The following is a 13,907-nucleotide window of genomic DNA, read 5'->3' on the forward strand; positions in this document are numbered from 1 at the left end:
TAAAGCACGATTTACCTATTATTTTGTAAAGGAGGTCACCATGCATACTATCTTAAACGTATTAAAGAAAGATTGGTTTGAAAAAACGACAATTTTTATAGGCATTCTTGGACAAACATGTCCCTACATACAAGCGTATAAAATCTTTTCTTTAAAATCAGCTTATGCCGTTTCACTTTTAAGTCAACTAATTGCTCTTCTTTCCGTAACGTGTTGGATTTTATACGGATACTCTCGAAATGTGCGTCCTATAACTATATCCAATGTCGTGGGTGTATTCGGTGTGCTCTTGGTGCTATTAGGAATGTGGATATATAGTTAGTCACAAATATCAAATTTAGATTAAATTCCGCGCTCGTACTGGGATCCATCTGACCACAGAAATCTTGATGACCCTGCCACTGCTTTCATCCGGGTATAGTTGTTATCGATTATACATACACTGCGTCTAGTCTAGATACTTTCGGAGTATGTTACGCACAAACCCAAGCAATCGTTAATACTTTGAACACTTTAAAGATTTTTTGAAAAACAATTCGAGGTTAGGTATATTAATGTAGTGAACGCAGGAACTATCATGATTTTTACAATTAATAATGTTATCAACGCACTATCTCCATTTGGGGATATTACTGCACGACGCATGTTTGGCGGTTATGGAATTTACAAAAATGGCATTATTATCGCATTAATGGATGAAGACGAAGTATATTTCAAAAGCATTCCTGCTACTGAACCTTTGTATCAATCGTTTGATTCGTACCCATTTGTGTATGAAGGGCAGCGACGTCCAGTAAAAATGTCTTACTGGCACGTCCCGCAAACTATATTCAACGATCCAATACTATTAGAAAAATGGGTGGAAACTGCCTATCATTCTGCACTAGCAGCTAAAGCAAAAAATCCACCCAAGCGTACGAAACGGATAGTCTCAACCACTACCAGCTGAAGCTGGTAGGTTGTAATTACAGACTGGAAGTCTCTGACTACTCTAAAGAGATATTAGAAAGGTTATTTGACTGGAAAGAGTCCGTATGATTGTTGATGTAGGCATTAATGATGTCATCAGTAACATTGCCGCTCGTTGAACTAAAGAACCCTCGCCCCCAGAAGTGTCTTCCCCAATATTCTTTCTTGATATTAGGAAACTCCTGCTGAATCTTTCTTGACGATCGTCCCTTTGCTATTTTTACAAATTCACTGACCGATACGTGGGGAGGTATTTCTACAAAAATATGCACATGATCTGCTGACAACACGCCATTGCAAACCTTAACACCCAGTTCATCAGCAACCTGTGCGATCACCTCACGCACTCGTAATCTTAATTCACCACTTAGAACTCGTTTACGATACTTGGTGATCCATACTAAGTGATATCTATGGTAAAATACGGTGTGGCTGGTTTTGCTATAATCTGTCATATGATACCCGTCGCGTTTCTCAAGCGCTAGCGCTTGAAGACTAAGCTAGGGTATCATATTTACTCCTTTTTTTCAATACCTCGCCTCTTTTCCTTTACCAAGGACTGAAGTCTTTTTCGCCTGGAAGGCGAAGGTTTTAACCATAAAGGGGACTATAAACTACCCCATATACATCCCGCCATTTACGTGCAGCGTATGCCCCGTAATATAGCTTGCTTCGTCACTAGCTAAAAACGCAACCGCAGATGCAATGTCTTCGGGTTGACCCATTTTCGACATCGGGATTCCAGATAGAATGCGTTCTTTTTGTTGGTCATTCAATGCATCAGTCATTGCTGTTTGAATAAAACCAGGCGCCACAGCGTTTACGGTAACACTGCGACTTGCAACTTCTGCTGCCAATGATTTTGTTAAACCAATTAATCCTGCCTTAGATGCCACATAGTTTACTTGACCCGGATTTCCCATGGCTCCAACCACCGATGAAATATTCACAATGCGACCATAACGACGCTTCATCATTGCCTTTACTGCCGCACGACACAAACGAAAGGCAGAGCTTAAGTTTACAGACAGAACTTGTTCCCAGTCGTCGTCTTTCATACGCATCGCCAAACCATCTTTTGTAATACCTGCGTTATTCACCAAAATATCGATTTGTTCATGATCATGTTCAGCACGATCAAACAATGCATTCACTGAATCGGCATCGCTTAAATCACATGGCATTATTGCTGTTTGCCCTTGTGGCAGTTCTGCTTGTAACGCTTCTAACTTAGACAATGTCGTACCGCTCATCACGACGAATGCACCTTGATTGATTAAAAAATGACAAATCGCTTTTCCAATTCCGCCCGTTGCCCCAGTTACTAAGGCCTTTTTTCCATCTAATCTAAACATGATAATTTCCTTACTTAATTTAGGGTAATTTACAACAATCTGTAGAATTTATCTAGAGGTTAGCTAATTTGATAGAGGGGTAACTATCTTAAACGAGACACGTAATAAAGTCCCCGGTCTAGGAAATACCCTGTCAATACTGAGCTTACTATAACGTCGACACTTGCGTATTCTACGGCGATGGGATTGTGAGCTGAAGATAGATACCCAAACACATACTTCAATAAGAAAAACGATAATAAGAAAACCAAGGTTATATAAGACCCTGGCAACTTAACGCTGCTAATTTCTTTCAATATAATTCCTGAGTTCTTTGTCGTAACCCAGAAACCTAAACCTGTACCACCACATATACTAAAACCGCATAATGCTGCATAGTCTGACAAGAAGACGTTATATCTTAAGGCTATCAAAATTATGGGAATGATAAATAGCTTTGAAATAGACACTATCCGTTCTTTAATAGCTTGGATTCCAACATACACTATGTAAGCCAAAATCCCCCATACCCAAATGGGGGTTCCTGTGATGATAGCCATCATATTAACATTAACTCTCTATCACTGTTGTGATGGAGTATTTGGCTTACAAACAATATTAACTATTTTTATCTTTGGCTTTTTCTGATTTGAATTTATTGATATTTCAATTTGTTCAATCTCTTTTTTGTGTGATTTTTCTGAAACTATTATCAAATAGCATACTGGTTCAAAAGGGAACTTATGTAAGTGCGGAGACACATATTCATTAATTTGTCCGACTGCATCTTGTATTAACTTATCTAAAGACTTTTTTGATTTATCATATTTTTTCCATTCTGTAAGAACAAACGTTTTTTCTGCCAGCTCCCGAATGTTAGAATACTCTTCTCCAATCGCATCAATCAGAATTAAATCTGTCCTGGATTTTGATGCACAAGCCTTGAAACTCCAAATGCGATGCAATAAAAATTGAGCGGCACCAAATTTTTCATAATGATTCTCATTATGTCCCCAGTCCCAGTTCTTTCGATATTGTTCATCGCCTATAGTGATCATCAACTGAAGATGTGCCAACGAGTCATCTGTCTTTGTAATCACATATCTTGTATAATCAGCAAAATACTTATTAAATAAACTTTTCACTTTGCTCAAATGATTCGGCAATTTTGATATGAACATCTGGTCTGAGTGATTTAATTTAATAGCTTTTTCTATTTGATCACTATCGGAAATTAGTTTAATTATTTCCGTTGCATCACCTACAATTCTTTGATACCAGTCAATATCGTGTTGGTACGGTTGATAATGTGCTTTATCTGGAATAGCATTAATATATTTAATAAAATCATCAATATCTTTTTCTAAAGCTTTCCATCTTTCTTTTGCAACAGACATCAAAAAATCCCCTTCAGCATCGCCTCAATATCTGCAGGATTCTCCACTGATACAACTGCAGCGTCAGGAATGATGCGTTTTACCAAGCCTGCTAAGACTTTACCGCTACCGACTTCAATAAATTGAGTCACGCCACGAGCTGTTAACGACTGAATTGTTTCACGCCAGCGCACACGACCGACAACCTGTTGAACGAGCAATGCTTTTGCTTCGTCACCCGTACTGACAAGATCACAGGTTACATTTGCAATCAGCTTTCCATGCAACGTTGCTGGTGTCGCAATTGGCTCTAACGCTTGTTCCATTACAACTGCTGCGGGTGCCATTAACCCACAGTGAAATGGAGCACTCACTGGTAACGGTAATGCACGCCTGAAACCAAATTCAGACGCTTTTGCAATGGCTTGGTCGATGGTTGATTTGTGTCCACTGATTACAATCTGTTCAGCAGAGTTATCATTTGCAACTGAACACTTCGCATCACTGGATGAGACCAACTCACATAACGCTTCTGCTTGTTCAATGCCACCGGCGCCAATCAATGCTGCCATAGCCCCAATGCCCACGGGAACGGCCTGCTGCATTGCATCACCACGAATGCGTAATAAACGCGCAGTATCCGCTAGTGTAAATGTTTCAATCGCCGCATGGGCAGAATATTCACCCAACGAATGTCCCGCAAAATAAGCATCAGAGATATCTTTTGATGCATGTTTTTGAATCACTGAAAACACCGCCATACTCACTGCCATCAATGCTGGCTGGGTGTTACGGGTCAACGATAATTCCTCAACCGCACCATCAAACATCAGCGTGGATAGTTTTTGATTCAAGGCATCATCAACCGCGTCTATGACTTCACGGGATTCTGAAAATGCTTCATATACGGCTTTGCCCATTCCAATCGTTTGAGATCCCTGTCCAGGAAATAAAAATGCAATCATGATTATGCTCCTGTTAAAATCCGATCAAACAATTGCGATACCGTTGGAACAAATCCATTTGCATAAAATGGATCTGTCGCAAATCGATAAGCATTGTGTCCAGCGAACATCAAGTTATGTTCGATATCATTGTTATGCACCGCATCTTGCAATGTTTTTTGAATACAAAACGATCGTGGATCAGGACGACGTCCTGTTGTAAACGCAGGCTCTTCCTGTGTCCAATTTGAAAACTGACACGCACTTAAGCATCCCATGCAATCCGTTTGATCTTTTAATATTTGTCCTGATGATTCTGGTGTTACAAACACCATCGTCTCGTCCGGCGTTCTTAACCCTTCTGTGAATCCTTGATTCATCCATGCTGTAACATTTGCAACATCCGCTGGTTGAAAATATACCATACGTTGACGTGGGCCCATTGGAACGCCTGCCGAAAACACATCGTCACCAGCACTTCGATAAGCAACTTGACGATTGCTGCGGTCAATTAAATCTTGCAAGAAAACATTCCGCACTGCCGATGAATAAAACCCAGTCGGACTAAATTTATTTAAAAACACATCACCATCTTTTAACGTCAATAATTTCTGTTTCCAAGATGATGGTATTGGACTTTCTTGGGTCAATAGTGGACGCGTACCAAACTGAAACGCAACGGGACCAACTTCCGGATTATCAATCCAATCTGTCCACTCGCTCAGTTGCCACACGCCACCCGCCATCACGATGGGGATTAACGCCAAACCAAAACTGTTCATTAATTTACGCAACTCAACAACTCTCCCATAGGGATCTTGAGGTTGAAGAGGATCTTCACTGTTCGACAATCCATTATGCCCGCCCGCTTTCCAGGGGTCTTCATACACAACACCACCCAAAAAATCAGATAGCTTGCTGTAAGATCGTTTCCACAACGCATTAAACGCGCGCGCAGATGATACGATGGGGTAATAATGAACTTTATATTTCGTTGCAATTTCTGCTAATTTGTATGGCATCCCTGCACCACACGTGACTCCGTCAATTAAGCCTTTTGCTTTATCAAGAATCCCTTCTAAAATACGTTGAGCACCGCCCATTTCCCATAATACATTCATGTGAATACGGCCGTTGTCACCAGAAATATCTTTAGCAATTTTGGCTTGTTCAACACCACCCAAAATTCCAAATTCAATTAATTCTTCATGACGTTCTTGACGTGTTTTGCCTTTATAAATAATTTCAACTAGGTTACCTTCAGCATCATAAAAATCAGCATTCACACCAGAGAACGTACCAATGCCTCCAGCAGCAGCCCAGCTACCTGCGGTAACTCCATTGGTCACACCGATTCCTTTTCCACCTTCAATCAACGGAAAAACTTCTTTTGCTGACATGATCAACTTTTGAATAATGCTCATAAAAACTCCTATTACTGTAAATACTTTCACCGAAATGGAGCCCCGAAAGGCTCCTCTCCAGTGTTCACCCACTTATATTTAAGCAGGCATTGCATCCAATTGTGGAATATTCTTCATGGTCAATCTTAAACGACCCTTATCATCAATTTCCACTAACTTTGTACGAACCTTCATGCCTTCAGATAAATACTCTTTCACATCTTTAACGCGTTCATCTGAAATTTCGCTGATGTGTAAGAATCCATCTTTACCAAAGTCAAAGCGTACGAACGCTCCGAATTCTTTGATGCTAACAACTTCACCAATATACAACTGATTCACTTCAGGCATAAAGCTAATCGCCTTTACACGACGCAATGCTTCATCCGCCCCCACTGAATCTGTTGCAAAAATCTTAACCGTACCATCTTGTTCGATGTCAATCTTCGCACCTGTTGTTTCGCACAATTCGCGAATGTTTTTACCACCGGGTCCGATCAATTCACCGATTTTTTCTTTATCGATTTTCACTGAATACATGCGGGGTGCATTCACATTCACCTCACCACGAGAATCCGACAATACTTTGTTCATCTCGCCCAAAATATGCAAACGACCTTTACGAGCTTGCGTCAATGCCTTATCCATAATGGACGTTGTAATACCATTGATTTTGATATCCATTTGCAATGATGTAATACCGGCTTCAGTTCCTGCAACTTTGAAATCCATATCGCCCAGAAAATCTTCATCGCCCATAATGTCAGACAACACTACTGAATGTTTGTCGCCCGTAACCAACCCCATCGCAATACCTGCAACTGGCGCTTTTAAGGGAACGCCTGCATCCATCAATGATAATGACGCTGCACAAACAGTCGCCATTGATGATGAACCGTTACATTCTAAAATGTCGACAACTGTACGCAATGAATATGGAAATTTTTCACGATCAGGAAGCATTGGATGCAATGCACGCCATGCTAACTTTCCGTGACCAATTTCACGACGACCTGGTGATCCCGCGCGCCCAACTTCACCCACAGAAAATGGAGGGAAATTGTAATGCAACATAAACGGCTCTTTTTGTTCGCCCCTTAAACCATCAATCATTTGTTCATCCAACGATGTTCCCAATGTTGATACGCCCAGTGCCTGAGTTTCCCCACGAGTGAAAATCGCACTACCATGAACTTTTGGCAACACACCAACTTCAACTGTAATTGGGCGAACTTCATCAAATGCACGACCATCAATACGTTCTTCATCAATTAATACTTTTGAACGCACAACATCGTATTCAACTGCTTTAAACGCATGACCCAAAGTAACCTTATCAAAAGCTGGGTCGCTATCAGGATTCAATGCAATCATCGCATTTTCTTTTAATGCATCAACAATTGCATACCGATCTTGTTTCATTTTAATTGAATATGCAGCTTTCAAATCCTTTGTGAATTTTTCCGCAATCGCTTTTTTCATGGCTAAGTATGATTCGGACAATACGGGTTTAGCCCACGCTTCTTTGCCCGCTTCTTTCGCCAAGTCTTGAATCATCTTAATCACGGGTTGGAAAGACTCATGTGCAAATTCCAACGCCTTTAACATCTTTTCTTCAGATAATTCATTTGCTTCAGATTCAACCATCAATACACCTTCATGCGTACCTGCAACGATTAAATCTAAATCAGATTCTGCAATTTCTGCAAAGGTTGGGTTAATGATTAATTTGTCGTCAATTAATCCAACGCGCACCGCACCAACTGCATGTTCAAATGGAATTCCAGAAATTGCTAATGCAGCAGACGCACCAACAATAGCAAGAATATCTGAATCGTTTTCGCCATCAAAACTTAATACCGTACACATAACTTGTGTTTCGTTATAAAACCCTTCTGGAAATAATGGACGAATCGGACGATCAATCAAGCGTGACGTTAACGTCTCTTTATCGCTTGGACGTCCTTCGCGCTTTAAATACCCACCAGGCACCCGACCCGCTGCATAAAACTTTTCTTGGTAATTCACCGTCAATGGAAAGAAATCCACATCTTTCTTTGGCGTCTTTGAGGCAACAACAGTACACAATACCATCGTTTCGCCGTAACTTACCAAAACAGCGCCCGTCGCTTGACGAGCCAATCTCCCTGTTTCGATCGACAGCGTTCGACCGCCCCATTTTATTTCTTTTTTCACAACATTCAGCATTTAACTTCTCTTTCTATAAGTAAAAAGTGGCAATCAATAACTTTGACTGCCACTCAAATTTTTAATCATCAGCTTTAAAAAAATTAGCGACGAAGCCCTAATTTTTGAATTAATTCAAGATAACGTTGGTGGCTTTTGCCTTTAACATACGTTAACAATCTGCGGCGGCGACCCACCAAAATTAACAACCCACGACGAGAGTGAAAATCCTTGCGGTGTTCGCTCATGTGGTCTGTTAAGTTGCGGATACGTTCCGTCAACACAGCAACTTGTACCTCAGGTGACCCAGTGTCCCCAGCAACAGTTGCGTAACTTGTAATAACTTCTTGCTTGCGTTCAGCAGTAATCGACATCGTCAAACTCCATTTATAAATACATTTTTCGGATAAAATACCAGGTCTTTAACAAACCCAGTCGCAATAATGTCAGTTTTATCAACAGCAAACACCATGTCCTGATCCTGCAAACTCGTAGGGATGCTTTGACCTCTGGATATATGTGTAATTGCTGATTCCGTACAGGAAACCGCCGGGATGTCGTCCAGAACGGTCCTAATGGGGATAATAGCAGACACTATTTTCGTTGCCAGATTATGGTCCATTTTAAAATCTTTTTCAAGCAAAATCGCCTCACCTACTAAAAACGTTCCAACTTGATCTCGCCTTAAATATGTAACATGTCCCACTGTCCCCAACGTGACAGCCAAATCTCTAGCCAATGCCCTTACATACGTTCCCTTACTGCACATCACTTGAAATGTTGTCTCATGTTGATGATGTTCTACAACCTTCAATTCAAAGATTTCAATCTGCCTGGATTCCAGTTCGACATCCTCACCTTTTCGCGCTCGATCAGATGCTCGTTTCCCATCAATTTTCAACGCCGAAAAAATAGGAGGCATTTGTTGAATTACACCTACGAATTTTTGCAGAGCACTTAAGATAGATTCAATGGCAGGAATCACATCACTGGTCGCAATAACTTCACCATCGCGATCATCAGTATCCGTCTGAACACCCCACAAAACTGTGAAGGTATACGTCTTGTGCGCATCCATGATCATGGGGATTGTCTTTGTTGCATACCCAATCGCCACGGGCAGCACCCCACACGCAAACTTGTCCAACGTCCCCGCATGCCCAATTTTTGTTTTCCGCGGAAATGCCCGTTTCAAACGATTCAGAACATGCGCCGATGTCACACCTTCCGGCTTATTAATATTCAACCATCCGTTGATCATTTTAAGTTCCAAAATTTTCAGAACTATAACACAAAAACTCCCGTTTCCGGGGATTTTCTTAGTCTAGAATCTTGTGGTATTAAATTACCATTGACTTCCAAAACCAACGCTAGCATACACATCCAACACAGAGCCCTCAATTTTTTCTTGGACAGCAGGAGGATAATTGTTGAACTCAGGAAGCCATTGTATTTCGTTTGTTGTTATTTTTCCACTGTAGTAATCTACTCGAAGTTGTACTCTAAAAAAGTTTTTAGATGGTGTAAAATATTCATATGAAAACGATCCGCCAACACCACAAAGAGGATCAAACTCCTTACTAACAGTAGTTTTATTCCATAAAATGTTTAAATCCATAAATAAAATCGAAGTCCACCCATAATGAACACCCAAAGCAAAATGATGCATATCATTTAACATATACCCTAAACGTACCGCCGGAGAAATTACTGTTGCTTCAAGCCCCAATGTAATATCATTAGCAAACCGATGTGAATACCCCCAATTATACTGCATGCTTGGCAACCATCCTAAGAGGAGATTATCAGCTGTATCTTTAGGGGTCATCTTACCATCTGCACCAATCTTATGCCATTTGAAGCCTTCACCAAGAATCAACTTTCCACCACCAACTTGACCCATTACATAAAAGCCTTCACCTGTTGGTGTAGATTCAGCTTTAACCCCCGTTAAAGATACTGCTACCAATGCTGCTGCTAATAAATTTTTCTTCATTACTTTATAATCCTATGTTTTAACTTCGCCAATATAAGTGATTGTTAAATGATTTGACAAGAGTTTTTTGATTTTATCGACCACAAAAAAAGCCCCGTTTCCGGGGCTTTTTTACGAAGAATCTAATTAAGAAATTAGAATTGGTATCCAGCTGTGAAACCAACTGTTGTAGCTGAAGTTCCTTTTGCAGTTTTTGCCGCGCCTTCACCAGTTTCTGTATTGAAAGCCTTTACAAATTGACCATATGCGCCAACGAAGAAGCTTTCAGATACTTTGAAATCAGCTCCAATGCGAGCTGACCCAGTCATGTTTCCTTCAGGAAGATCACCAGTCACACCAGTTTTGCTTACTTCTTTGCTATAACCAAAACCACCAGCGATGTATGGCAAAATAGATTTTCCAGCAAAACCAACGCGAGCTTGTAAATTTGGAGCCCAAGTTACTGTAGTTGTAGAAGCCGTAGCACCTTCAGCACCAGAAGTTTTGTAATCAATTCCAAAGTTACCAACTTGAGCATCAACGCCTAAGTATACTACATTTGCAACAGTCACACCCCAACCAGCAGCGATTTCAAGAGCCGTACCGATTTTGTACTCATCGCCAGCAACAGCTTTGTCGTTTACTTTGCTTGTAACGCCAGCTCCGTTAGCAGCTAAACCACCACGAGCGTAAAAACCACCCCAGTTAGCTTCAGTTGCAGAAATTGATACAGCTGCTAATGCAGTTGCTAATAAAATTTTCTTCATAATTTTGTAATCCTTTAAGTTTTCTAACCCGTCCTATATACTGGACTTTCTACGCTTTCAGCAAATATTTTTTATATTTGCTTTACAGTTTGATTATTCCAGTTGCATCTTTGCAACACTCTACCGATCAAATCTTAATATACTGTTAATTTTCAGAACTATTTTTGTTCAGCAACGCCTCGATCTTTGATCCATATGAAAATGATGTGTCTTCTTGGAATTTGAATTGGGGTACATATTTAAATGTAATTTTTGGCGCAATCGCATGACGAATGTGAGAACCCAGTTCATTCAAAGATGCAATGATATCTTTTACTTTATCAGCTTCATGAACGCCCAATGGCAATACAAACACCATTGCGTTGCGCAAATCAGGACCCACCGTTACACACGTTACTGTAATGGATATGCCTTCCAATTGCGGGTGATAAAAATCGCCCTGTGTAAACACATCGGCAATCAGATGGCGTAAATCTTCCCCAACACGCAACTGACGTTGAGTCGGCATATTGGGGGCTGTTTTTTTGGCTATACCTTTTTTAAGAAACGACACGGGCAATCTCTTCCACTTCGAAACATTCGATCATATCTTTTTCTTTAATGTCTTGGTAACTCTGCAGAGCAATACCACATTCAAAGCCTTCACGAACTTCTTTCACTTCTTCTTTTTCACGACGCAATGATTTTAAATCACCTTCATGAATCACAACGTTATCACGAATCAAACGAACCTTACAGCCACGCTTTACCGTACCACTTGTGATCATACAACCCGCAATCTTACCCGATCCAGTAATCGTAAATACTTGACGGATTTCTGCATAGCCTAAGAAGTTTTCTTTCAAATGAGGCGACAACAATCCAGACATCGCTTTTTTCACATCATCGATTGCTTCATAAATAATGGAATAATATCGAATATCCACACCTTGACGCGTTGCGACTTCTTTTGCTTGGGGAGTCGCACGCACGTTAAACGCAATGATCATAGCATTGGATGTATTTGCCAAGCTAATGTCGCTTTCAGTAATACCACCCACACCACCATGCATCACGCGCACAGAAATTTCTTCATGTGCCACTTTCAACAAACTGGTTGAAATGGCTTCTAACGATCCATGAACGTCTGCCTTAATGATGACATTCAACCACTGATGTTTTCCGTCTGCATCCATCGTCAATAATGAGCGCTGTTGTTGCGACATCACCTTGTTGCGTTCATCTTGATATTTCTGACGGTAACGTTCAGCAATTGCTTTTGCTTGCGATTCGTTTTCAACCACAAGGAATTTATCCCCCGCGATGGGCACACCACTGAATCCCATAACTTCAACAGGCGTTCCAGGACCCGCAGATTTAACTGTTTGACCAAGGCTATTTTGAAGAACACGAATACGACCTGTTTCGGCACCCGCCACAAACAGATCACCAACATTCAATGTTCCGCGTTGAACAAGAACTGTCGCAATGGCTCCGCGTCCTTTTTCTAACCGTGCTTCCACAATTGCTCCATCAGCCGCACGATTTGGATTTGCCTTCAAATCCATCATTTCAGCTTGCAACAAAATTGTTTCTTCTAATTTCTCCAACCCTAATTTCTGTTTTGCAGAAACTTCAACGGCTAAAATATCACCACCGAAATCTTCTAAGACAATCTCATGAGACAAAAGCTCATGTCGAACACGCATTGGATCCGCACCCGGCTTATCCATTTTGTTAATCGCAACGATAATGGTGACACCCGCAGCTTTAGCATGATTGATCGCTTCAATAGTTTGTTCTTTAATACCATCATCTGCAGCAACAACCAACACCACGATATCCGTTACATTCGCTCCACGAGAGCGCATCTCGCTAAATGCTTCATGACCCGGAGTATCAATGAATGTAATGCGCTTTCCGTTATCCAACGTAATTTGATACGCACCAATATGCTGGGTAATTCCACCCGCTTCTTTTGCTGCCACATCTGTTTGACGCAATGCATCCAACAACGATGTCTTACCATGGTCAACGTGTCCCATAATAGTTACCACTGGTGGGCGAGATATCAACGTGACGTTTTCATCTTCTTGACTTAAAATATCGCGTTCAATATCTTCATTACCAACACGTTCAACTTTATGACCGAATTCTCCGATAATCAGCTCTGCAGTGTCTGCATCAATGATCTCATTCATGCTGACCATCATGCCCATTTTCATCAAAGCTCTCACAACATCAACTGCTTTTTCAGCCATTCGATTTGAAAGATCTTGAACTGTAATCGCCTCTGGCAACATAACTGTTCTAATTACTTTTTGAAGCGTTCCATCTTCAAATGCTTTGCGACGTTCTTTTTCTCTAGCACGTCGAATTGACGCCATACTGCGCTTTTTTGCACCTTCATAATTTTCATCAAACGCAACTTGAACGTTTACTTTCTTTGTTTGCCTGCGCTCAGTATCCCGCACAACTCTGGGCAATGGAACATTACGTTTTTTTACCGCACGAGCTTCTTCTTCGACTTCTTCTGTTGCATCAGTTTTAAACCGCTCTTTTGGTTTAATAAGATCCTTGTGCTCCACATCTTTCAACGGAACCTCAACTGCAGGAGCCTCAACCGGCTCTTCTGGTTGCTCATTGATGATAATTTTTTCGACTGCAGCTTCTTCTTTAATTTCAGCGGTTTCTTTTTGCGCTTGTTTTAAAGCTTGTAACCGCGCTTGAATTTCTTCAGTCTTTAAATTACCAGATAGTTTTTCTTCTAATGAAGATTCTTTGTTGACATCAGTTCCACGACGTTTTTTTACTTCTACGACTACAGACTTGCTGCGTCCATGTGTAAAACTTTGTCGAACACGATCTCCCTCAGACCCACTAGCCTTAGATACGTCCTTTGATAGCGTCAATGGCTTGCGTTCTTTAGGAGGGTTGTTGTTGTTGTCAGTCATGTAAAGCTTTTCCTCTAAT

The 13,907-nt window shown here is 40.9% G+C and carries 15 protein-coding genes; 2 read left to right on the top strand and 13 right to left on the bottom strand.

All coding sequences use genetic code 11. The annotated features are described in order from the left end of the window. The first annotated feature begins 40 nt into the window (after positions 1–40). Entirely contained in the window at positions 41–322 is a 282-nt protein-coding gene (locus tag CPBP_RS03375; RefSeq protein ID WP_350331461.1) for a SemiSWEET family transporter, read from the top strand. Positions 323–577: 255 nt separating this feature from the next. Then, complete coding sequence (locus CPBP_RS03380) at positions 578–949, top strand: TfoX/Sxy family protein (protein WP_350331462.1); 372 nt, start codon at positions 578–580, stop codon at positions 947–949. Positions 950–986: 37 nt separating this feature from the next. On the opposite strand, the gene tnpA is transcribed toward CPBP_RS03380, so the two are convergent. From tnpA to infB, 13 genes are all read right to left on the bottom strand, one after another. Next, complete coding sequence (tnpA, locus tag CPBP_RS03385; protein WP_350331445.1) at positions 987–1,424, bottom strand: IS200/IS605 family transposase; 438 nt, start codon at positions 1,422–1,424, stop codon at positions 987–989. A gap of 159 nt (positions 1,425–1,583) precedes the next feature. Next, positions 1,584–2,324, bottom strand: a complete 741-nt coding sequence (gene fabG, locus CPBP_RS03390) for a 3-oxoacyl-[acyl-carrier-protein] reductase (protein WP_350331463.1) — start codon at positions 2,322–2,324, stop codon at positions 1,584–1,586. Between the two features lie 83 nt (positions 2,325–2,407). Further along, positions 2,408–2,863, bottom strand: a complete 456-nt coding sequence (locus CPBP_RS03395) for a DUF6622 family protein (protein ID WP_350331464.1) — start codon at positions 2,861–2,863, stop codon at positions 2,408–2,410. Between the two features lie 21 nt (positions 2,864–2,884). Then, the gene (locus tag CPBP_RS03400) at positions 2,885–3,700 is read right to left on the bottom strand and encodes a hypothetical protein (RefSeq protein WP_350331465.1); all 816 of its coding nucleotides are present in this window, start codon (positions 3,698–3,700) and stop codon (positions 2,885–2,887) included. Then, positions 3,700–4,647, bottom strand: coding sequence for an ACP S-malonyltransferase (fabD, locus tag CPBP_RS03405; protein WP_350332614.1), 948 nt, complete (start codon positions 4,645–4,647; stop codon positions 3,700–3,702). The genes CPBP_RS03400 and fabD overlap by 1 nt, the downstream gene beginning before the upstream one ends. Further along, positions 4,647–6,047: an NAD(P)H-dependent flavin oxidoreductase gene (locus CPBP_RS03410; RefSeq protein ID WP_350331466.1), complete on the bottom strand. Its 1,401-nt coding sequence runs from the start codon at positions 6,045–6,047 to the stop codon at positions 4,647–4,649. The genes fabD and CPBP_RS03410 overlap by 1 nt, the downstream gene beginning before the upstream one ends. A gap of 78 nt (positions 6,048–6,125) precedes the next feature. Then, positions 6,126–8,234: a polyribonucleotide nucleotidyltransferase gene (gene pnp / locus CPBP_RS03415; RefSeq protein ID WP_350331467.1), complete on the bottom strand. Its 2,109-nt coding sequence runs from the start codon at positions 8,232–8,234 to the stop codon at positions 6,126–6,128. 83 nt (positions 8,235–8,317) lie between these two features. After that, positions 8,318–8,587, bottom strand: coding sequence for a 30S ribosomal protein S15 (gene rpsO, locus CPBP_RS03420; RefSeq protein ID WP_350331468.1), 270 nt, complete (start codon positions 8,585–8,587; stop codon positions 8,318–8,320). A 2-nt stretch (positions 8,588–8,589) separates the two neighbouring features. Then, a complete protein-coding gene (gene truB / locus CPBP_RS03425; protein ID WP_350331469.1) occupies positions 8,590–9,474 on the bottom strand; it encodes a tRNA pseudouridine(55) synthase TruB in 885 nt (294 codons plus the stop codon). Between the two features lie 84 nt (positions 9,475–9,558). After that, positions 9,559–10,209 carry a hypothetical protein gene (locus tag CPBP_RS03430; protein WP_350331470.1) on the bottom strand — a complete coding sequence of 217 codons (651 nt, stop codon included), beginning with the start codon at positions 10,207–10,209 and terminating at the stop codon, positions 9,559–9,561. Positions 10,210–10,343: 134 nt separating this feature from the next. Next, complete coding sequence (locus CPBP_RS03435; RefSeq protein ID WP_350331471.1) at positions 10,344–10,955, bottom strand: hypothetical protein; 612 nt, start codon at positions 10,953–10,955, stop codon at positions 10,344–10,346. A gap of 145 nt (positions 10,956–11,100) precedes the next feature. After that, positions 11,101–11,508 (bottom strand): 30S ribosome-binding factor RbfA, encoded by a 408-nt coding sequence (gene rbfA / locus CPBP_RS03440; RefSeq protein ID WP_350331472.1) that lies wholly within the window; start codon positions 11,506–11,508, stop codon positions 11,101–11,103. Next, on the bottom strand, positions 11,495–13,888 hold the full coding sequence (gene infB, locus CPBP_RS03445) for a translation initiation factor IF-2 (RefSeq protein ID WP_350331473.1): 2,394 nt from the start codon (positions 13,886–13,888) through the stop codon (positions 11,495–11,497). Before infB ends, rbfA begins: the two co-directional genes overlap by 14 nt. Between the last annotated feature and the right edge of the window lie 19 nt (positions 13,889–13,907).

The sequence above is a fragment of the Candidatus Bodocaedibacter vickermanii genome (genome assembly GCF_014896945.1).
Lineage (GTDB): Bacteria > Pseudomonadota > Alphaproteobacteria > UBA6184 > UBA6184 > Bodonicaedibacter > Bodonicaedibacter vickermanii.

Bases quoted from the DNA above. Each gene is read 5' to 3' on its own strand.
- CPBP_RS03375 (WP_350331461.1), top strand. From the start codon at position 41: ATGCATACTATCTTAAACGTATTAAAGAAAGATTGGTTTGAAAAAACG.
- CPBP_RS03380 (WP_350331462.1), top strand. From the start codon at position 578: ATGATTTTTACAATTAATAATGTTATCAACGCACTATCTCCATTTGGG.
- tnpA (WP_350331445.1), bottom strand. From the start codon at position 1,424: ATGACAGATTATAGCAAAACCAGCCACACCGTATTTTACCATAGATAT.
- fabG (WP_350331463.1), bottom strand. From the start codon at position 2,324: ATGTTTAGATTAGATGGAAAAAAGGCCTTAGTAACTGGGGCAACGGGC.
- CPBP_RS03395 (WP_350331464.1), bottom strand. From the start codon at position 2,863: ATGGCTATCATCACAGGAACCCCCATTTGGGTATGGGGGATTTTGGCT.
- CPBP_RS03400 (WP_350331465.1), bottom strand. From the start codon at position 3,700: ATGTCTGTTGCAAAAGAAAGATGGAAAGCTTTAGAAAAAGATATTGAT.
- CPBP_RS03410 (WP_350331466.1), bottom strand. From the start codon at position 6,047: ATGAGCATTATTCAAAAGTTGATCATGTCAGCAAAAGAAGTTTTTCCG.
- pnp (WP_350331467.1), bottom strand. From the start codon at position 8,234: ATGCTGAATGTTGTGAAAAAAGAAATAAAATGGGGCGGTCGAACGCTG.
- rpsO (WP_350331468.1), bottom strand. From the start codon at position 8,587: ATGTCGATTACTGCTGAACGCAAGCAAGAAGTTATTACAAGTTACGCA.
- truB (WP_350331469.1), bottom strand. From the start codon at position 9,474: ATGATCAACGGATGGTTGAATATTAATAAGCCGGAAGGTGTGACATCG.
- CPBP_RS03430 (WP_350331470.1), bottom strand. From the start codon at position 10,209: ATGAAGAAAAATTTATTAGCAGCAGCATTGGTAGCAGTATCTTTAACG.
- CPBP_RS03435 (WP_350331471.1), bottom strand. From the start codon at position 10,955: ATGAAGAAAATTTTATTAGCAACTGCATTAGCAGCTGTATCAATTTCT.
- infB (WP_350331473.1), bottom strand. From the start codon at position 13,888: ATGACTGACAACAACAACAACCCTCCTAAAGAACGCAAGCCATTGACG.